The sequence below is a fragment of the Mycolicibacterium llatzerense genome (genome assembly GCF_000878195.1).
Lineage (GTDB): Bacteria > Actinomycetota > Actinomycetes > Mycobacteriales > Mycobacteriaceae > Mycobacterium > Mycobacterium llatzerense.
In genome coordinates this window covers 12678-33065 of the sequence record NZ_JXST01000045.1, presented here as the reverse complement: position 1 = coordinate 33065, position 20388 = coordinate 12678, and the positions used below count along the sequence as shown (strand labels likewise).

Annotated in this window: 17 protein-coding genes; 13 read left to right on the top strand and 4 right to left on the bottom strand. The window is 67.2% G+C overall.

From position 1 onward, the window contains the following. Nucleotides 1-4 precede the first annotated feature (4 nt). Genes TL10_RS24675 through TL10_RS24665 form a run of 3 tightly spaced genes read left to right on the top strand, consistent with a single transcriptional unit; the run spans nt 5 to nt 3677 of the window. The gene (locus TL10_RS24675; RefSeq protein WP_043987749.1) at nt 5-1462 is read left to right on the top strand and encodes an AMP-binding protein; all 1458 of its coding nucleotides are present in this window, start codon (nt 5-7) and stop codon (nt 1460-1462) included. Beyond that, nucleotides 1453-2220 carry an SDR family NAD(P)-dependent oxidoreductase gene (locus TL10_RS24670; RefSeq protein ID WP_043987748.1) on the top strand — a complete coding sequence of 256 codons (768 nt, stop codon included), beginning with the start codon at nt 1453-1455 and terminating at the stop codon, nt 2218-2220. The genes TL10_RS24675 and TL10_RS24670 overlap by 10 nt, the downstream gene beginning before the upstream one ends. After that, on the top strand, nt 2217-3677 hold the full coding sequence (locus TL10_RS24665; RefSeq protein WP_043987773.1) for an AMP-binding protein: 1461 nt from the start codon (nt 2217-2219) through the stop codon (nt 3675-3677). Before TL10_RS24670 ends, TL10_RS24665 begins: the two co-directional genes overlap by 4 nt. On the opposite strand, the gene TL10_RS24660 is transcribed toward TL10_RS24665, so the two are convergent. The 4 genes from TL10_RS24660 to TL10_RS24645 form a co-directional block, all read right to left on the bottom strand. Further along, entirely contained in the window at nt 3671-4117 is a 447-nt protein-coding gene (locus TL10_RS24660; protein ID WP_043987747.1) for a hypothetical protein, read from the bottom strand. The two genes, TL10_RS24665 and TL10_RS24660, sit on opposite strands and share 7 nt — an antisense overlap. 11 nt (nt 4118-4128) lie before the next feature. Further along, nucleotides 4129-4893, bottom strand: a complete 765-nt coding sequence (locus tag TL10_RS24655; protein WP_043987746.1) for an enoyl-CoA hydratase/isomerase family protein — start codon at nt 4891-4893, stop codon at nt 4129-4131. Nucleotides 4894-4972: 79 nt separating this feature from the next. Then, a complete protein-coding gene (locus TL10_RS24650) occupies nt 4973-6280 on the bottom strand; it encodes a TetR/AcrR family transcriptional regulator (protein ID WP_423136076.1) in 1308 nt (435 codons plus the stop codon). A 58-nt stretch (nt 6281-6338) separates the two neighbouring features. Beyond that, nucleotides 6339-7271 (bottom strand): SDR family NAD(P)-dependent oxidoreductase, encoded by a 933-nt coding sequence (locus TL10_RS24645; protein WP_043987771.1) that lies wholly within the window; start codon nt 7269-7271, stop codon nt 6339-6341. A 135-nt stretch (nt 7272-7406) separates the two neighbouring features. Between TL10_RS24645 and TL10_RS24640 the strand changes: the two genes are divergently transcribed. From TL10_RS24640 to TL10_RS24595, 10 genes are all read left to right on the top strand, one after another. Then, nucleotides 7407-9113, top strand: coding sequence for a nitric oxide reductase activation protein NorD (locus TL10_RS24640; protein ID WP_043987745.1), 1707 nt, complete (start codon nt 7407-7409; stop codon nt 9111-9113). Then, a complete protein-coding gene (locus TL10_RS24635) occupies nt 9110-9898 on the top strand; it encodes a CbbQ/NirQ/NorQ/GpvN family protein (protein WP_043987744.1) in 789 nt (262 codons plus the stop codon). Before TL10_RS24640 ends, TL10_RS24635 begins: the two co-directional genes overlap by 4 nt. Nucleotides 9899-9998: 100 nt before the next feature. Beyond that, nucleotides 9999-11111 (top strand): ABC transporter substrate-binding protein, encoded by a 1113-nt coding sequence (locus tag TL10_RS24630; protein WP_043987743.1) that lies wholly within the window; start codon nt 9999-10001, stop codon nt 11109-11111. 3 nt (nt 11112-11114) lie between these two features. After that, nucleotides 11115-12230: a spirocyclase AveC family protein gene (locus TL10_RS24625; RefSeq protein WP_043987742.1), complete on the top strand. Its 1116-nt coding sequence runs from the start codon at nt 11115-11117 to the stop codon at nt 12228-12230. Beyond that, nucleotides 12223-13230: an SDR family oxidoreductase gene (locus TL10_RS24620; RefSeq protein ID WP_043987741.1), complete on the top strand. Its 1008-nt coding sequence runs from the start codon at nt 12223-12225 to the stop codon at nt 13228-13230. The genes TL10_RS24625 and TL10_RS24620 overlap by 8 nt, the downstream gene beginning before the upstream one ends. After that, nucleotides 13223-14698 carry an aldehyde dehydrogenase family protein gene (locus TL10_RS24615; RefSeq protein WP_043987740.1) on the top strand — a complete coding sequence of 492 codons (1476 nt, stop codon included), beginning with the start codon at nt 13223-13225 and terminating at the stop codon, nt 14696-14698. Before TL10_RS24620 ends, TL10_RS24615 begins: the two co-directional genes overlap by 8 nt. 8 nt (nt 14699-14706) lie before the next feature. Next, the gene (locus tag TL10_RS24610) at nt 14707-15912 is read left to right on the top strand and encodes a cytochrome P450 (protein ID WP_043987739.1); all 1206 of its coding nucleotides are present in this window, start codon (nt 14707-14709) and stop codon (nt 15910-15912) included. 19 nt (nt 15913-15931) lie between these two features. Continuing rightward, entirely contained in the window at nt 15932-17200 is a 1269-nt protein-coding gene (locus tag TL10_RS24605; protein WP_043987738.1) for a cytochrome P450, read from the top strand. Between the two features lie 49 nt (nt 17201-17249). Continuing rightward, the gene (locus TL10_RS24600) at nt 17250-18803 is read left to right on the top strand and encodes an AMP-binding protein (protein WP_043987770.1); all 1554 of its coding nucleotides are present in this window, start codon (nt 17250-17252) and stop codon (nt 18801-18803) included. Beyond that, nucleotides 18800-20269, top strand: a complete 1470-nt coding sequence (locus TL10_RS24595) for a FadD3 family acyl-CoA ligase (protein WP_043987737.1) — start codon at nt 18800-18802, stop codon at nt 20267-20269. Before TL10_RS24600 ends, TL10_RS24595 begins: the two co-directional genes overlap by 4 nt. Nucleotides 20270-20388 lie beyond the last annotated feature (119 nt).

Below are 20388 nucleotides of genomic sequence, written 5' to 3'. Positions count from 1 at the left end.
GGTGATGCGCACAATCGTCGATGGTCTCCGCGAACTCGCGGACGACAACCGCACCGTCCTCGTGGATGGCGCGCACCGCGTCGGTGGCGCCACGCTGTATGACGAAGCCAGTGGGCTGGCAGCGCACCTTTCGGCACGGCTACCGCGCGGCAGCGTCGTGTCGTTCATGCTGCCGAACTGGTCTGAAGCCGCGGTCGTCTACCTCGGGGCAGTGCTCGCCGGCATGGTGGTGAACCCCATCCTGCCGTCGCTGCGCGACCATGAACTGTCGTTCATCCTCGCTGACGCCGACTGCCGGATGATCTTCATCCCCAGGGAGTTTCGCGGCCACGACTACGCCGCGATGCTCGCTCGCGTGACGGCCACGATGGACGTGCCGCCGGAAATCGTGGTGGTGCGAGACGGCCCACTACCGACCGCCATGGTGCCATCGGATTTCCCGGCCGTCGCCCCCGACGAACCCGTACTGCTGCTCTACACCTCGGGCACCAGTGGACGGGCGAAAGGTGTGCTGCACAGCCACAACTCGATCGGTGCGCTGATCGGTCAGCTCCGCGACCACTGGCTGATCGAGCCGGGCGACACGTTTCTGGTCCCCTCGCCGATCGCCCACATCGGTGGCTCCATCTACGCATTCGAGTGCCCGGTCCTGCTGGGCACCACCGCGGTGCTGATGGAGCGGTGGAACGCCGACGAGGCGGTCGCGCTCATGGCCGCGCAGCGGTGTACCCACATGGCCGGCGCGACACCGTTTCTGGAGCAGATCCTGGACGCCGCCGAGCGCGCCGGGACCCGGTTACCTGATCTCAAGGTCTTCATCTGCGGCGGCGCGTCCGTACCGCCAGCCCTGATCCGCAGGGCCACTACATATTTCGAGCGGGCCAAGGTCAGCCGGGTCTACGGTGCCACCGAGGTTCCGGTCGCCACCGTCGGCGCGTTGGACGATCCCGATGCCGCGGCGGACACCGACGGCCGGGCCGGGATCGCCGACATCAGGCTCGTCGACGGCGAAATCCGGGTACAGGGACCCCAGATGCTCATCGGCTATCGGCACGCCGACGACGAATTCCGCGATGCAGAAGGGTATTTCCGCACCGGGGACCTCGGCCGGTGGCAGGGCGACTGCCTGGTGGTCAGCGGGCGAGCCAAAGACATCATCGTCCGCAATGGGGAGAACATCGCCCCCAAAGAAGTCGAGGACATCTTGATCGGCCACCCCGGTATTGCGGAGATCGCCATCGTCGCGTTGCCCGACGAGCGGACGGGGGAGCGGGCCTGCGCGGTCATCGTGCCGGCCGCCGGGGCGCGGCCGGGGATCGCCGACCTGCGCAGCTTCCTCACAGCGCAGGGGATCGCCCGGTTCAAGATTCCCGAGCAGGTCGAGACATGGGACACGCTGCCGAAGAACGACGCGGGCAAGGTCCTCAAGCACCAGATCAGAGCGAGGCTGACATGCAGATAGCGATAGTCACAGGTGCCAGCAGCGGAATCGGATTCGGCTGCGCGACAACGCTGGCCGCGGCCGAAATGGCCGTGCTCGGCACCGGTCGGGACGAGGGCCGCCTGGCGAACCTGCAGCGGATCAACCCCGAGCGCATCGCCACCCTCGCCGTGAACCTCACCGACGACGACGCACCGTCCCGCATCGTCGAGGCCGCACTCAGCCGCTGGGGCCGCGTCGACTTCCTGGTGAACAACGCCGGTGTCGGCAGCCCGAAGCCGCTGCACGAAACCGACGACGAGGCACTGGACTACGCACTGGGACTGATGTTGCGCGCACCGTTCCGGCTGGCTCGCGAGGTCATCCCACATCTGGCGCCGGGGTCGGCGATCATCAACGTCACTTCGACGTTCGCCGTCGTCGGTGGGTTGCGCGGCGGCGCGTATTCGGCGGCCAAAGGCGGGCTGACGGCATTGACCACGCACATCGCATGCCAGTACGGCGCGCAGGGCATCCGGTGCAACGCTGTGGCGCCGGGGGTGACGGTGACACCGATGGTCGCGCACCGGCTGGAGGACGAGCGGTTCCGCAAGATCAACGTCGAGATGACGCCGCACCAGCGGCTCGGCCGGGTCGACGATATCGCCGGCACCGTGGCGTTCTTGTGTTCAGAGGCGGGCAGTTTCATCAACGGTCAGACCATCGTCGTCGACGGCGGCTGGAGCTCGACCAAATACCTGTCGGACCATGCACTCGACTCCGAGTGGGTCCCGCGGTGAACATGTTCGCCGTGCTGGACTCCGCTGCCGCCCGCTTCGGCGACCGGGGCGCGGTGTACCGCGGACAGACTCCGTTGCACACCTGGAAGGAGTTGCGGGAGCGCGCATTACGCCTGGCCGCCGGCCTCGGCCCACCGGGGGCGCGGATGGCGATCGCCAGCGAGAACCGCCCCGAGATCATCGAGCTGTTGTTCGCGATCTGGGCCGCGCAATGCGTGGCGGTCCCCATCAACTACAAACTGCACCCGCGTGAGATGGCGCAGATCCTTGACGACAGCGGCGCGTCGCTGGTGTTCGCGTCGCCGACCATCGCGGCCGGGCTCGGACGGCCGGCCGAAGTCATTGGTACCGAACAGTATTCGCAGCGGCTGGCCAATCCGGCTGTGGCCCTGCCGGACACCGATCCGGCGGCGCCGGCCTGGCTGTTCTACACCAGCGGCACCACCGGACGCTCCAAAGGCGCGATGCTGTCCCATCGCAACCTGATGGCGATGACGCTCGCCCACTTGGCTGATCTGGACGACCCCGACGAGAACTGCAGCCTGCTGCACGGGGCGCCGATGTCGCATGGTTCGGGGCTCTACATTCCGCCGTACGTGCTGCGGGGCGCGCGTCAGGTCGTGCCGGAGTCCGGCGCGTTCGACCCGGACGAGTTCCTTGACCTCTGCGACCACCACCCCGGCAGCAGTGCGTTCCTGGCCCCGACGATGGTGGCCCGTCTGGTCGACACCGGCCGAGCCCGGCCGCGTAATCTGCGCGCCCTCATCTACGGGGGCGGGCCGATGTACCTCGATGGCCTCAAGAAGGCGATGGCCGCGTTCGGCCCCGTGTTCGCGCAGTTGTACGGCCAGGGGGAGGCGCCGATGACCATCACCGGGCTGCGCCGCGCCGACCACGAATCCGGTGACGATGCAGTCCTCGGGTCGGTCGGCTACGCGCGGTCCGGTGTCGAGGTGGCTGTGCTGCGGCAGGACGGCACCCGCGCCGCCATCGATGAGATCGGCGAAATCGTCTGCCGCGGTGACGTTGTCATGACTGGCTACTGGAACAATCCCGGCGCGACCGCCGACACGTTGCGAGGCGGTTGGCTGTACACGGGGGATATGGGGTCCTTCGACCGTCGCGGATACCTGACGCTGCGCGACCGGTCGAAGGACGTCGTGATCAGTGGTGGCAGCAACATCTATCCGCGCGAGGTCGAGGAAGTGCTGCTGGAACACCCCGGCGTCGCGGAAGCCGCCGTGGTGGGGACGCCGGATCCGGAGTGGGGCGAGATCGTCGTCGCGTTCATCGTCGGCGCCGCACGGGCCGATGACCTGGACGCCCATCTGCTGGATCGCATCGCGCGTTTCAAGCGGCCGAAGCGGTACGTGTACCTCGACGAGATGCCCAAGAACAGCTACGGCAAGGTCCTCAAACGCGAACTACGGGCGCGGCTGGCGGAACCGGCTCAGTAACTCGACCACTTCTTCTCGTAGGGCACCCAGGTCCGCGTCTCCGGCGGCTGCATCCAGTTGCACACCACCAGGTGGTTGTCCGGCGTCGCCGAGAATTCGAACGGCTGCACGCCGTCGTCGACGCCGCACGGAGACCCGGCAGGATGTACCCCCTGCGGGGGTTGGCCCATCCGGATCCATACGTTGCCGTCGCACAGGATGGTGCCGATGACGGTGCCGACATCGGTGTCGTCCCACGCGAGTTTGTTGCGGTCGTTGCAGGAGTTGCCCCAGCGGGGAACGCCGCCCCCGGCAGTGGTGGTCTGATCGCAGCCCATCGGGAGCATGTAGCCCGTGATGATGCAGCCGGTGGGGGCTGGCGGCGGCGCAGCAGCGGCCGAGGCAGCGAAGCCGAGCGCGGCGGCACCGGCTGTCGTCGCGGCAAGCAGCAGACGAATCACGAAGCCTCCCTTCAGGCCGAGCGTCCTGCGTCAAGACTCTGCACCGGTTTGGTGCGGTTGTCGACGGCCGTCCAGTGCTCGTCGGATACCCAGTGCCGGGCGAACGCGTCCACGGCGTCCGCCGGTGGCAGCCCACGAACGACGCGCTTGATGTCGCGCACCGGCGCGGCGGTCAGGGCCTGCGCCACTTGGCGCCAGCCGTCCTCGAAGCGCGACCGCTCGAACACCTTGTCCACCAAGCCGATTCGCTCGGCGTCACCCGCGTTGAGGATCTCCCCGGTGCCCGCCAGCAGTAGCGCCCTGCCGGTGCCCACCAGGGCGGCCAGGCGCTCGGCACCGCCCCACGCCGGCATGATCTGCAGGGTCACCTGGTTGAAGCCGATCTTGATGTCGTCGGCGGCCAGCCGGATGTCGGCGGCGGTGGCGAACTCCGCGCCGCCGCCGAGGGCGTGGCCATTGAGGGCCGCGATGACCGGTCCGGGGAAGTTCACCAGCCGGTCGCAGATCTCACGCATCCGCCACGCCATCTCGGCGGCGCCATCGTGAGTGGTGATGGCGGCCAGTTCTTTGAGGTCGCCGCCAGAGACGAAGGCGCGATCGCCCGCGCCCTTGACCACCAGCACCCGCGCGTCGGCCACCGTGTCCAGTGCCGCGTTCAGCTGGTCCATCGTGTCCAGCGAGATGGCGTTGCGCGCATGCGGCCGGTCAATGGTCAGCACGGCCAATCCGCCGTCGAACTCGACGTCCACGGACCTGTCGCTTCGCTCGCCCTGCATGCGTCACCTAACCGATAGTGGCATTCTCCATTTGGGAGAATAGCATCACCGCGCCGCCGGCCGAGGGGAGATGTCGGACTCAGGCGTCGTCGCGCACCGCGATGCCGCGCACCATGGTGTCGCGCGCGGTGATCAGCGCCGCGCGCTTGCCCTCGGCGGCGACGATGTTCTGGGGCATCCACAGGACGTCCATGACGCAGCGGGCCAGCATTTCGCGGTTCGGGCTGTCGATCCGGATGTCCCCGGATCGCAGACCTGCCGACACGAGGGTCTTCAACTGGCGCATGCGGGTGGTGAACGCCAGGCCGATGGCCGGCGTGTCAGGTGGTGACTGGCGCATCCAGGCCAGCTGAATCTTCCACTCGTCCGGGAACCGGTCCAGCGCGTTGATATTGACCCAACTGAGTGCGTCCAACTTCTGCACCGGTGTGGCTTCGGTATTGAGGACGCGGTCGAACCCGTCGCCAACCTTCGTTCCGAAAGACGCCATGATCGAGGCCAGGAGTTCTTCCTTCGACCCGATGAGGCGGTACACGGTCCCGATTCCCATCCCGGCGGCCGACGCGATGTCGCGGATCGTGGTGACTTCGTAACCGCGACGGCCGAATTCGGCGCGTGCCACCGCGCGCACATGGATGGCCCGGTCACTGCCTTCGGAAACCACCTCGTCCGACCAGGTTTCGATGGCCGCTTCGGCGACGGCGAGGGCGGGCGAGCGGTCGAGTTCTGCGTCGGTGGGCAGTCGGCCGGCCAGTCCGCCGAGCATGATCCGGCACATGACGGTGGCGACCTGGTCGGGCGACGCGTTGTTCCGGATCACGTCGAGGCCGACGTGCATCATCGATTGGCAGATGCGGTCGGCGAGAGTGGGCAGATCGGCGATCTCCGGTCGGAGGTAGCCGGCCCACTTGCCGGCGCGCAGGGTGTTCAGCATGGCCTGCTGGACGGCGGTGTGCGGCTCGCTGAGCAGTTTGACGAGTTCCCGGTTGTCGCTGGGGGATTCGTAGAACGACATCTGCAGCGCGGCGCCATGCTGGACGGCGCACCGGGCGATGGCGGACCCGAGCGCGACGATCTTGTCCGGGAACGGTGCCGCGTCGGGCCCGTCGAGCCGCTCCTGGGCGGTGGCTCCGATGCGATCGAGATCGGCGTGGAAGCGCCGGATCAGCTCGACCAGGATCGCTTCCTTGGATTCGAAATGGTGGTACAGGCTGCCGGGCAGAATGCCTGCGGCAGTGGAGATTTCCTGCAGCGAGGTGCGCAGACCGGTGGACGCGATCAGCGACGCGGCGGTCTGGAGGATTTCGGTCCGACGGGTGCCGTCGTCATATGCGTGGGTCAGCAGAACCCTCCCTCCAGATGCGCGCGATCGGTTGCCGCGCTCCACACAATCTAGCGTGGAACAGAAGTTTGGGGTTCAGCTCTCGTCAGCGTCGAACCATCGGCTAGAAGACCTTGACGCCCAGCCGCTCGCAAACCCCGAAAACCTCCTCGAAGATCGACCCGGGAACGGCGAACGGCTCGGTGGCGCTGACCTTGTCGAGATTGGCCACGATGTCCTCGACGGTCGGCGCCATATCGGTGCCTGCCAGCCAGCCGTCGCCGAGTCCGACGAACACCCGTGCGTAGCGCCCCGCACAAGCCGAGTAGTTGTGGTGGGTCAATTCGCAGGTCCGGCTCGCGAGAAACACCGCGAGCGGCACCACTAGCTCCGGTGCGATCAGTTTCAGGAAGCCCGTCTCTTCAAGGGCTTTCGGATCGCCGACGGTCTCGGTGACCATGCGGGAGAAGCCGAATGGCAGCACCGTGTTGGACAAGATGCCGTGGGCGGCGCCTTCGATCGCGATGACGTTCGAGAGTCCGACCAGGCCCGCCTTGGCTGCCGCATAGTGCGCCTCCATCGGCTGGCCGAACATGCCACCCGATGAGGAGACGAAGACGAATCGCCCATAGCCCTGGGTTCTCATCACCCGGTAGGCGGGCTGGCTCAGATAGAAACCGCCGTCGAGGTGCACGCTCAGCATCCGGCGCCAGTCGTCGACCGCGAGGTCCTCGAACGCAATGCTGTTGAAAATCCCGGCGTTGCTGATCACCGCGTCGAGGCGCCCGAAACTCTCGACGGCGGTCGCGACGATCGCCGCACCGCCTGCCGGGGTGTCCACCGAATCGTGCGACGCCACCGCGCGTCCGCCGGCGGCCGTGATCTCGGCGACCACGTCGTCGGCCACACTGGGGTCGCTGCCGTCGCCGCGCATCGAGCCGCCCAGGTCGTTGACCACCACTGCAGCGCCGCGGCGGGCCAGTTCCAGCGCGTAGAGACGGCCCAGGCCGCGCCCGGCCCCGGTGACGATCGCCGACTGTCCTGCGAAGTCAATCACGTTCTGCTCCTGATGAATTCGCCACGCAGTGGCGGGGCTGTCGCGGGATATCAACGTTTTCCGCCGACGTCATTGACTGTGGTCAAAATCGGACTCTATGGTGGAACAGATATTTGGTCAAGGCATTGGCGAGGCATGACAGATTCGGTGGACAGCGGCGCCGCGGACGACGGCGTACAGCGATTCGGCCTGCTCGCATCCGCGATGTCGGGGTGCCCGGTCGACGTGGCGGAGGCCGCCCCGGGAGAGCCGGCGTGGACCGACGGCGCCACGATGTTCGTCGATCCGGTCGCCGGCGCGGTCGATCAACGGTGCGCAGTGGCGGTGCAGTCGTCACTGCTGGCGGCGGGCAGCCTGGCACCCGACATCGTGCGCCGCATCGGGCGGCGCGCGGACGTCGCGCGCCGGTATCTGGCGGTCGAGGGTCACCGCGCGCTCGCGCAGCTCGATGAGCTGTTGCCACCCGGTGCGCGGCTGCTCATCGACACCGGGCTCGCTGCCCGCAGCGACTCGCCGGAGGCGTCCCTGACGCTGGCGCTCAGCCGCGAACCGATCGCGGATCCGCCGCTGATCTTCGGTGCGATACGGTCGCGAAAGATCTTGGCGACAAACAAATCCAGCATGTCTGGTCACCATGTTCCGCGTGATCAGCGGCAGCGGGAACTCGTCGAGCTGCCCGGTGATGCCGACGATAATGCTGACGACGTACGCGACATCTTCAGCAGCCCGGTCGGCGGCGGCGGCGGGTTGGGCAAGCTGCTCGCGAAGCTGATGTCGGTGGCACGCAAGCTCGGGGACGGCGGCATGCCCGGTGCGGATACGGCGACCCACCGCGGCGGTTCCGGACCGGTCGGTGGCGGCCATGCCGTGGTCTCGATGGCCACCGCTGCCGAAGACGGGAGTACCGGAGACGGGCTCGGATTCAAGTATCCGGAGTGGGACATCCACCGCCGCGAGTATCGGCAAGCCTGGTGCACGGTCCAGGAGATGGAACCCGAGCCCGACCGGTCCGGGGTGCCTCCGGTGCCGGACGCTCACGGCCTGCGCCGGCCGCTGGCGCGGCTCGGGGTCGGACTCGACCGATGTCGCCGGCAGGCGCAGGGCGACGATATCGACATCGATGCGGCGGTCGAGGCTCAGGCGGAATTCCTCGCGGGATCCGCGCCCGACGAAGCGGTGTACATCGACAGCCTCCGGCGCCGCCGCGATCTGTCGGTTCTGCTGCTGCTCGACACGTCGGGCTCGGTCGGGCAGCCCAGCGCCGCGGGCCAGACTGTGCATGACCACCAACGGGCGGCGGCCGCCGCGCTGATGGTCGCCCTGCACGATCTCGGCGACCGTGTTGCGCTGTACGCCTTTCAATCACAAGGGCGTTCGTCGGTTCGGATGATGCCGGTCAAGCGCTTCGGCGACGACGTGAGCGCGGTGGTGCTGCGCCGCCTCCATGGTCTACGCCCCGGTGCGTATTCGCGCCTCGGCGCGGCAATCCGGCACGGATCCGCGGTTCTGCAACGACATGGGGGCACCGCGCGACGACTGCTGGTCGTGCTCACCGATGGACTCGCCTACGACCACGGCTACGAGCGGGCGTACGGGGCGGCTGACGCGCGCCGCGCACTTGCCGAAGCACGTCGCCAGGGGATCGGCTGCCTGTGCCTGACCGTCGGTGCCGGCACCGACACCGAGGAACTGCGTGCGGTCTTCGGCAGCGCCGCCCATGCGACGTTGCCGCGGCTCGACCAACTCAGTGCCACGATCGGCCCGCTGTTCCGATCGGCACTGCAATCGGCAGACATGCGTCGGCGCATCTCGAAATCCACCACCAGAGGAGTGGCTACATGACGGCAGGAGCTCGGCCCTACTACGTGGCAGTGGGCAACGAGGAGCGGGTGTTCAAAGCATCATTTCGGCAAGGGCTTTCGATCGTGCTGAAAGGCCCGACGGGATGCGGGAAGACCCGTTTCGTCGAGGCGATGGCCTACGACCTGGGCCGCCCGCTGATCACGGTGTCCTGCCACGACGACCTGACCACGGCCGACCTCGTCGGACGATTCCTCTTGCGGGGCGGCGAGACCGAGTGGGTCGACGGCCCGCTGACCCGGGCGGTGCGGGAGGGCGCCATCTGTTACCTCGACGAGGTGGTCGAGGCGCGGCAGGACACCACCGTGGTGCTGCACCCGCTGGCCGATCACCGTCGGCAACTGCCCATCGAGCGACTCGGCCTGACGCTCGATGCGGCACCGGGTTTCGGTTTGGTGGTGTCCTACAACCCGGGCTACCAGAGCGTGCTGAAAGACCTGAAGGACTCCACCCGGCAGCGGATGGTTGCCATCGAATTCGGTTTCCCCGCAGGGGAAGTCGAGGAGAAGATCGTCGCGCACGAGGCCGGGGTGGGCAGTGACGTCGCGGCGCGACTGGTCTCGTTCGCGCACGCGATCCGCCGGCTGGAGACGGCCGGGCTGCGTGAAGTGGCCTCGACCCGGGTACTCATCGCGGCGGGGCGGTTGATCGCCGAGGGGCTGAGTGTGCCGGAGGCCGCGCGCGCGGCCATCGCCGGCCCGCTCACCGACGACCCGATCGTGGGTCGGGGTCTCGACGAGATGATCGACGTCTACCTGCGGGATTGACCCACCCGCCGCGACGGTGATTGACGCTGAGCAAGTGCTCAGCTAGTTTCAGAACAAATATTAGGTTTCATATCTCCTGGCCGGTTCCAACGGAGGTTCCATGTCTTACGAGAGCACTGCGCAGCCCATCAAATTGGGCTACCTGATGGACTTCCGGCTGCCCGACGCATATCCGAAGGAAATGAAGGACGACCTCTCCCAGTCCTTCGAGCTGGTGTTCACCGCGGCGCTGGCCGAGGGAATCATCGACCGCCCGGTCGAGATCATCTACAAGGAAGTCGAAGGCCTGCCCAAAGGGACCGTCAAGGCCGTCATCGACGCGTTCGGTGAACTCGTCGACGAAGGGTGTCTTGCGGTGTTCGGGCCGCACATCACCGACAACGCGGTACCCACCCGCGAGGCCATCGAGGAGCGCTTCCGGATCCCGGCGATCAGCGTCAGCGGCAGCGATGACTGGCTGGGCGAGTGGACATTCTCGTTTCCCCAGGGCTCGCTGACCGACGAACCGATCTTCTGGGCGGATCAGTTGGCCAAGGCCGGACACCGGGAAGTGGGCGTGCTCGTCGAGCACTCGCTGGTCGGCGACACCTACCTGAAGCACTTCCGGGATGCCTGTCAGCGCAAAGGCATTCGCATCGTGGCCGAGGCCAAGATCGCCCAGACTGCGCAGAACATCAACGAGGTCGTGCAGACCATGTACGACGCGAAGCCGGATGCGCTGGTGCACTGCGGATTCGGGTTCGGGATCGTCTTTCTCAACGCGGCACTGCAGGCCCTCGACTGGGACCCGCCGCGGTTCACCAGCACCGCGTTCCAGAACGCGTGGATCAATCCGGTGATGTGGCAGGCGTTCATGGGGTGGACCGGTGTCGACCAGTACGACGAAGCCAACACCGTCGGGCAGCGCTTCCTCGACGAGTACGAGAAGGCCTACGGCCGGCGACCCGAGTACTGCGTTCCGGTCGTGAACCGCGACGTCGCCACCGCCCTGCTGCGCGCATTCACCGATGCGCACCCGCTGAGCCCCCGTGGCGTCAAAGAAGCGCTGGAGCGCGTGAAGATGATGCCCGCCGCCGCCGGCGCACCCGGGACCCGCGTCTCCTTCGGCAAGTGGACCCGCCGGGCCTGGATGGGCGCCGGCTATCTCGTCGCACGGCAACTCGATGCCGACGGCACCAATTCGCATCTTGTCGACCGCTTCGGCGAGGAGTGACGCATGACCGCGCTGGAAACCAAACCTGCTCAGCCGCAGAGCCGTTCACCATGGCCCTGGGTGTGGTCGGCAATCATTGTCGCGCTCGTCGCGGTGATCGCCCACTACGCCCGCAGGGGAGCGGTGTCACCGCGCATCAGCAACCCGAACGTGCAGGGCGCGCCCCGGCCCGTCGACTTCCTGTTCGGATTCGACCACTGGATCACCCTCTGGGAGGCCTTCACCATCTTTTCGGTGCCTGCCCTGATCGCCGTCTGCGTGTGGGGGTGGCGGCGCAACCCGGGCAGCCCGATCGTGCTGATGGCCTTCATCACCACGGCCATCGTGTGGCAGGACCCGTACATGAACTGGTCACCGTACGCCGTCTACAACCCGGCGCTGTGGCACTGGCCCGAGGACTGGCCCTGGGTGTCGCTGTCGCCGACGGTCGAGCCGTTCATCGTCCTCGGCTACGTCATGTTCCAGTTCGGCCCGTACTTCCCGGCGGTCTGGATTCTGCGAAAGATTCAGGCCCGCAAGCCTGTCGACTCGTTCGTGTGGCGCCACCCGTTGGTGACGCTGGCCGGGTTCATCTTCGTGATCGGGTTCCTGTTCGACATGGTGCTCGAACTCACCCTGGTGCGCACCGGGCTGTACATCTATTCGCAGGTGATCCCGTTCGGGTCCATCTTCACCGGCACGACGTTCCAGTTCCCGCTGCTGTGGGAGTCGACGATGGTCACCTTCGTCATGGTGCCCGCCGGCATCCTGGTCTACCGCGACGACACCGGCCGTACCGTCGCCGAGAAGCTGGCGCAGCGGGCGCGATTGTTCGCGGGTCGCCCGGTACTTGGCATGTTCACGGTGATGTTCGTCATCGTGAACGTCGCCTATTTCTGCTACGGCGCCGGGTTCACCGCCATCCGTATGTCGGGATTCGCCACCTCGGTGGCGTGCCCGTGGCCGTACCCGGAGGTCAAAATCTATGACCCGCAAGGCTATTACGAAGAAAACGGCCAAAAAGGTCCCTACGCGGTGGGCATCATGTCGACGTGGATGTCGGGGCAGCCGGGCGGCCGCCCCGATGTGGAACTGGGGTCCACGAGCAACCGGTGCGCGGAGCAAGGACAGCATGGCTGAGCCACGCAGCGTCGTCATCACCGGCGCGTCCCGGGGCCTGGGCTTCGCCTCCGCGGTGCACCTGTACCGGGACGGTTGGCAGGTGGTGGCCGCGATGCGGAACCCGGACGCCGGCCTGCCGCGACTGCGCGAGGCCGCCGGTGCACTCGACGACGATCCGCGCCTGATCGGCGTGCAACTCGATCTGCAGGACCGGGCGTCGATCGCTGCAGCGGCCAAACTCATCGAGGATGCCGTCGGTGCCCCATATGCGTTGGTGCACAACGCCGGAATCTCTGCCGCCGGCATGGTCGAAGAGACGCCCATCGAATTGTGGGACCAGATGCTGGCCACCCACGTCACCGGTCCGGTACTGCTCACCAAGGCGCTGTTGCCGTCGATGCGGGCAGCCGGTCAGGGCCGGATCGTGGTGATCTCCAGCCAAGGCGGAGTCCGCGGAATGCCGGCCATCGCCGCGTACTCCGCCGCCAAAGGGGCCCTCGAACGCTGGGCGGAGTCACTGGCCGGTGAGGTCGCCCCGTTCGGCTTGGGTGTCACCGTCCTGGTCACGGGCACGTTCGACACCGACATCATCACCGACGCCGGGACGACGGACCACCGCGACTTCGCCGGCCCGTACGCCCCGCACCACCGCAACATCGACAAGCGGGGCCGCGCCGCGATGCGGCTGGCACAGCCACCCGAACGGTTCGCCAACGGGCTGGCCACGGCATTGCGGGACAAGGCGCCCTTCACCAAACACCCTGTCGGCATCGATGCTCGAATGCTGCTGATCTCCAACAAGTTTCTGCCCACCGCGGCTCTGCACCAGATCGTGCGAATCGCGATGGGGCTGCCTGGGCAAGGCAAGCTCCGCGCGGGGGCGGTCACTCTGACCGTCGGGCAGCGCGCAGCGGTGACCGCTGCCCGCGTCTTGCCCGCGCCGGTACTTCAGCGCATGGCCCCGCTCTTGATGCGGCTGTCATCCACCAACACCTCTGGGAGCGAGCCGAATGTCTGAGTCGCGCATGCTGATCGACGGCAAGCTCGTCGACGGGGAAGCGGGCACGTTCGCCAACATCAACCCGGCCACCGAAGAGGTGATCGGGGACGTCGCCGACGCGTCGCAAGCCGACATACTCCGGGCCATCGACGCCGCGCGGCGGGCGTTCGACGACACCGACTGGTCGACGAACCTCGAGTTACGCAAGCGGTGCCTGCAGCAGCTGGGCGACGCGCTCGAAGGCGAAAAAGAAGCGCTGCGTGAGGAACTCATCCGCGAAGCCGGCGCGCCACGGGCCATCACCTACGGCCCGCAGCTGGACGCGCCGCTCTCTGACGCCCTGAAGTATCCGATCGCGCTGATGGACGAGTACCCCTGGGAGACCGATCTGGGGGATGCCTTCGTCGCCCTCACGGGACAGCTGACCACGCGCAAGGTGTGGCGCGAACCCGTCGGCGTGGTCGGCGCGATCACCCCGTGGAACTTCCCGTTCGAGGTCAGCATCCACAAACTTGCCCAGGCCCTGGCCACCGGCAACACCGTCGTCCTCAAACCGGCACCTGACACGCCGTTCCACGCCACCCGGCTGGGCCGCTTGATCGCCGAATCGACCGACATCCCGGCGGGCGTCGTCAACGTGGTGACCGCATCCGATCACCTTGTGGGCGAAGAACTCACGCTGTCGCCGAAGGTCGACATGATCTCGTTCACCGGATCGACACCGGTCGGGGTACGGATCATGGAGAAGGGCGCGGCCACCATGAAGCGGCTGTTCCTGGAGCTCGGCGGCAAGTCCGCCACCATCGTGCTGGAGGACGCAGACTTCGGGCTCGCGTGTGCCATCGGCATCGCGCCCTGCATGCACGCCGGGCAGGGCTGCGCCAACCCGACGCGAATGCTGCTGCCGCGATCCCGGTACGACGAGGGCGTGGCGATCCTCAAGGCGATCTACGAGAACGTCTCGCCGGGCGATCCGCAGGACCCCAGCACCTTGTGCGGCCCGGTGATCTCGGCCAAGCAGCGCAGTCGCGTGCTGGGATACATCCAGCAGGGCATCGACGAGGGCGCCACCTGCCTGGTCGGCGGGACCGAACCGACCGCCGGATTCGACAAGGGATTCTGGGTTCGGCCAACACTTTTCGTGGACGTCGACAACTCGATGACCATCGCGCAGGAGGAGATCTTCGGGCCGGTGCTCGCGGTGATTCCCTTCGACGACGAGGACGACGCGATCCGCATCGCCAACGACAGCGTCTACGGCCTCGCCGGCAACGTGATGTCCGGATCCGTCGAGCATTCGGTGGCCGTCGCGCGCCGGCTGCGAGCCGGGTTCGTCGGCCTCAACGGGACGTCGCCATACGGCGCCGAGGCGCCGTTCGGCGGTTACAAGGCCAGCGGCGTCGGCCGCCAGAACGGCACCGCCGGATTCGACCAGTACACCGAGATCAAATCGGTCTCGTACCCAGCCACAAGTGTTGAGCCGTAGGGAGAACCATGGAGCTGTTTGACGACCTCGAGGATTTCGGCGCGTTCGACGACGTCGTGTCGGGCGACATCCGCGACCCATACACCGAGATGGCCCGACTGCGGCGGGAGGAGGGCGTCCAGCGCATCGACATGTCGGTGATGCCGGGCGAAGAGGGCAAGCCGCTGTTCATCGTGTACCGCCACGAGGACATCGCCACGATGCTGCGCGACAACGAGACCTTCTCGTCGGCCATCGTGATCCAGGCGTTCGGTGCGGTGCTCGGACAACGGGTGATGCTGGGCATGGACGAGCCCGACCACGGCAGGCACCGGGCGCTGGTGTCAAAGGCCTTCTCCCCGAAGGCTCTTGCGCGTTGGGAGGAGAATCTGGTCGGCCGCGTCGGCAACGAACTGATCGACGGCTTCGTCGGCGACGGGCGCGTGGATCTGGTCAAGGAATTCACCTTCCCCTACCCGACCCGCATCATCGCCGGCCTGCTGGGGCTGCCCGAGGAGGACTACCCGCAGTTCCAGCGGTGGTCGATCTCGCTGCTGTCGTTCACCATCAATCCCGAACGCGGCAAGGCCGCCTCGAAGGCCCTGGAGGAGTACTTCGCGCCCATCCTGGCCGCCCGCCGCGCCGACCCGCAGGACGACCTGATCAGCAGCCTTGCCGCGGCCGAGATCGACGGCGAGCAGCTCGATGACGACGAGATCTTCTCGTTCCTGCGGCTGCTGCTGCCCGCGGGTGTGGAGACCACCTACCGCTCGCTGGGCAACCTGCTGCTCGGGCTCTTGACGCACCAGGACCAGCTCGACGCCATCCGCGCCGACCGGTCCCTGATCCCGCAGGCCATCGAGGAAGCGGTGCGCTGGGAAGCGCCGCTGCTGACCATCACCCGGGTCGCCGCGCACGACACCCAGCTGGGCGGCATCGACATCCCGGCGGGTTCGTCGGTGATGCCCATGCTCGGGGCCGCGAACCGGCAAGACGACCGCTACCCGGATCCGGACCGTTTCGACATCTTCCGGGCAGCTCGCACGCCCATCTCGTGGGGGCACGGTGCGCACGTGTGCCTGGGCATGCACCTCGCTCGGCTGGAGATGCGGGTGGCGCTGAATCTGTTGCTCGACCGGCTGCCCAACCTGCGACTGGACCCCGCGGCCGAGGACCCGCACATCCGTGGGCAGGTGTTCAGGTCGCCGACCGCCCTGCCGGTGCTGTTCGGCTGAAAACAACCAGGAGCGTGTGATGACCGATCTCGAGCCGACCAACTTCTTCGCCGAGCCGTCGCTGGTCGACGATCCCTACCCGTACTTCGACGAGCTGCGCGCGAAATGCCCTGTGCTGGACCAACCGCACCACGGGGTACTGGCGGTGTCCGGTCACTCCGAGGCACTCGCCGTCTACAAGGACGGCGCGTTCTCGTCGTGCGTGTCGGTGGCAGGACCGTTCTCCGGCTTGCCATTTCAGCCCGAAGGTGACGACATCAGCGAGCTGCTGGAGGCGTACCGCGATCAGATTCCGATGAGCGAGCACATCGTCACCCAGGACGGTGCGCTGCACGCGCGTACCCGCGGGCTGCTGAGCCGGCTGCTGACGCCCAAGCGGCTCAAGGAGAACGAAGACTTCATGTGGGAATTGTCCGACCAACTGTTGGACAGGTTCGTTTCCCGCGGCTCCTGCGAATTTCTTGCCGATTACGCGCGGCCGTTCTCCGGGCTGGTGATCGCCGACCTGCTGGGCATACCCCGCTCCGACCACGATGAGTTCCGTGCGGTGAACGGGGCGCAGGTGGTCGGCGACATCACCGACGACACCATCACCCGCGCCCACAATCCGCTCGAGTGGCTGGACGAGAAATTCACCGGCTACATCACCGAGCGCCGCCGCGAGCCGCGCGGCGACGTGCTCACCGAGATGGCGCAGGCCAAATACCCGGACGGATCGACGCCGGAGATCATCGACGTCGTGCGGCTGGCGACATTCGTGTTCGCCGCGGGCCAGGAGACCACCACGAAGCTGCTCAGCTTCGGGATGCAGGTGCTCGGCGAGAACCCCGACATGGCGAAGCTGCTGCGCGAAAATCGGGACCTGATACCACTTTTCGTCGAGGAGGCGCTGCGGATGGAGAGCCCGGTCAAGTGCCATTTCCGGATGGCGCGTACGTCGACGACCGTCGGTGATGTCGAGGTACCCGCCGGATCGATGGTCATGTTGCTGCCCGGCGCGAGCAACCGCGACGAGCGAAAGTTCGAGCGGCCCCATGAGTTTCGCCTCGACCGCCCCAACGTGCGCGAGCACATCGCCTTCGGCCGGGGCAGCCATTCCTGCCCCGGCGCGCCGCTGGCGCGGGCCGAAGGCCGCATCTCGCTCAACCGGATCCTCGACCGGATGGCTGACATCCGCATCAGCGACGAGCACCACGGACCGGACGGTGCGCGGCGCTACAGCTACGAACCCACCTGGCAGATGCGCGGGCTCACCGAGCTGCATCTCGAATTCAGCCCGGCCGGGTAGGCTGCTGATATTGGCATTCTCCATTTTGGAGAATACGATGCCCAGTGTCATGACTGGTCTTCGAAGCCCCGTAAACCGCACCGTCCCCGCCGGTCTCGCCGCCAGCTACCGAGACAACGGCTGGTGGACCACCGAGACCGTCGGTGACCTGCTGGCCGTCGGCCTGCGGTCCGCACCCGACGCCGACTTCCGGATTCACTCGGCGGTCCGGGGGTGGTCGGGTACCTACGCAGAGGCGGAGCGCGTGGCCCGACGGCTGGCGGCGGGTCTACGGGCACGCGGTGTCGGGCCCGGCGACGTCGTGGCCTTCCAGCTGCCGAATTGGATGGAAGCCGCCGCGGTGTTCTGGGCGTCGGCGTTCCTGGGCGCGGTCGTCGTCCCGATCGTGCACTTCTACGGCCGGAAGGAACTGGCGCACATCCTCGCCGATGCCGGCCCGCGGGTGTTCATCACCGCAGACAACGCCGGCCGCCCGGCCTACCACGCTGATCTGTGCGCCGACGTGCCGATCGTCGGGGTGGTGGGCCGCGACTTCGGTGACCTGCTCGCCGAGGAACCGATGGCCGGCACCTTGGCGGTCGACCCGGCGGCGCCGGCGCTGATCGCCTACACGTCGGGCACCACGAGCAACCCCAAAGGTGTCGTGCACAGTCACCAGTCCCTGGTGTGTGAGACGCGCCAACTCAACGCCGGGTACCCCACCAAACGTGGCAAGGAACTGACCGTCGCACCCGTCGGTCACTTCATCGGCATGGTCGGGGCGTTCCTGATCCCGGTACTGGAGGGGCGGCCCATCAACCTCTGCGACAGCTGGGATACCGGCGAGGTGCTGGCGCTGATGAAACGCGACGGCCTGGCGGTCGGCGGCGGCCCGCCGTACTTCGTGACCAGCCTGCTCGACCATCCCGACTGCACGGACGAACACCGCGCCCTCCTGAAAACCGTTGGCCTGGGCGGATCGTCGGTACCGGCGGCGGTGACGCGCCGGCTGTCGGACCTCGGCGTGTTCGTCTACCGCGCGTACGGCAGCACCGAACACCCGTCGATCACAGGCACCCACCCGACCGCGCCCGAGGCCAAGCGCCTCTTCACCGATGGCGATCCACGGCCCGGCGTGGAGATCCGGCTGAACGAGGACGGCGAGATTTTCAGCCGCGGCCCGGACCTGTGCCTCGGCTATACCGACGACGCACTGACCGCGACGGCATTCGATGACGACGGCTGGTACCGCACCGGCGACATCGGATTCCTCGACGACGACGGCTATCTCACCATCACCGACCGTAAATCGGATGTCATCATCCGCGGCGGCGAGAACGTCAGCGCCGTCGAGGTCGAAGAGGTGCTGCTCGGTATGGCGGGTATCGCCGACGCGGTGGTGGTGGCCGCACCCGACGCCCGGCTCGGCGAGCGCGTCGCTGCTGTGGTGCGTGTCCGGCCCGGCCACGTCCTGCCGACGCTGCAGCAGGTGCGCGAGCACTTCGGGGCTACGGGCGTGGCGCGCCAGAAGTGGCCCGAAGAACTGCACGAGGTTGCGGACTACCCGCGGACCGCCAGCGGAAAAGTGCAGAAGTTCCTGGTACGCCAAGGACTTCGGGCATGACCTGGCGCACGATTCCAGAAATGGCGCTGAGTGCCGCCGACAGATTCGGCGACGCGGAGGCGCTGATCGATGGGCCGCTGCGTTTGTCGTACGCCGAGCTGGCGGGGCGCATCCGGCGAGCCTCCGGGGCGTTCCACGCGCTGGGTGTCGACAAAGGCGACCGGGTTGCCATCTGGGCACCCAACTCCGCCGAGTGGGTGATCGCCGCGCTGGGGGTGGTGACCGCCGGCGCAGTTGTGGTCCCGGTCAACACCCGGTTCAAGACCGAGGAAGCTGCAGACATCATCACGCGCAGCGGTGCCAAGGCTGTGCTGGTGGAAAAGGGCTTCCTCGGACAGGATTTCGCGGTCCCCACCGGCGTGCCGGCCATCGACGTCAAGTCGGGATTTCTCGACAGCGCAGCACCTTTCGAGTGCCCGGACATCGACGGTGACGACATCGCCGACATCATCTACACGTCGGGCACCACCGGCCGCCCCAAGGGCGTGATGATGAACCACCGGCAGACCCTGCGGCAGTACGCCGAATGGTGCGACCGGGTCGACCTGCGCGAAGGCGACCGGTACCTGATCGTCAACCCGTTCTTCCATACCTTCGGCTACAAGGCGGGCATCGTCGCGGCGCTGATCCGCGGCGCGACGATGCTGCCGGTGGCCGTCTTCGATGCCGACGCTGTCGTGGAACTCGTGGCACGGGAGCGGATCACGATGCTGCCCGGCCCGCCCACGCTGTATCACTCACTGCTCGCCGTACCGGACAAGACCAGGCTCGCGACATTGCGGGCCGGCGTCACCGGCGCCGCCGACATCCCGGTGGAGTTGGTACGCCGGGTCTTGCACGAGTTGCCTTTCCAGACCCTCGCGACCGGATATGGGCTGACCGAGTGTGGCACGGCCACGATGTCCCGGCCGGGGGATTCGTTCGAAGACATCGCCACCACGGTGGGCCGGCCGTCGGACGGGGTCGAGGTTCGACTCGCCGACGACGGCGAGGTGCTGGTCCGCGGCTACACCGTGATGGCGGGCTATCTCGATGATCCGATCGCCACTACCGAAGCCGTCGACGCCGATGGCTGGTTGCACACCGGTGACCTCGGATCGTTCGACGACGACGGTCGGCTGCGCATCATCGGCCGCAAGAAGGACATGTTCATCGTCGGCGGCTTCAACGCGTATCCGGCGGAGATCGAGGGCTATCTGCTCGAGCATCCGGCGGTGGATCAGGTCGCGGTCATCGGCGTTCCCGACGATCGCCTCGGGCAGGTGGGCATGGCGTTCGTCGTCCCCGCGTCCCCGGCCACCGAACAGCAGTTGATCACGTGGAGCCGGGAGCGGATGGCGGGGTACAAGGCGCCGCGGTTCGTCGAGTTCGTCGATGAGCTACCGCAGAACGCCACCGGCAAGGTCACCAAAGACGCCCTGGTCGCGATGGCCGGGCCGATGCTGGAGCGTCGCGCGCGGGCGTGAGCACCCCGGACTCACAATCAGCGAGAATAGTATTCTCGCAGGTAAAGCTGCACGTATCGAGCTTGGCCGCCGCGCTATGGCAATGTCATTACCGTTTCTGATAACGTCATTTGCATCTA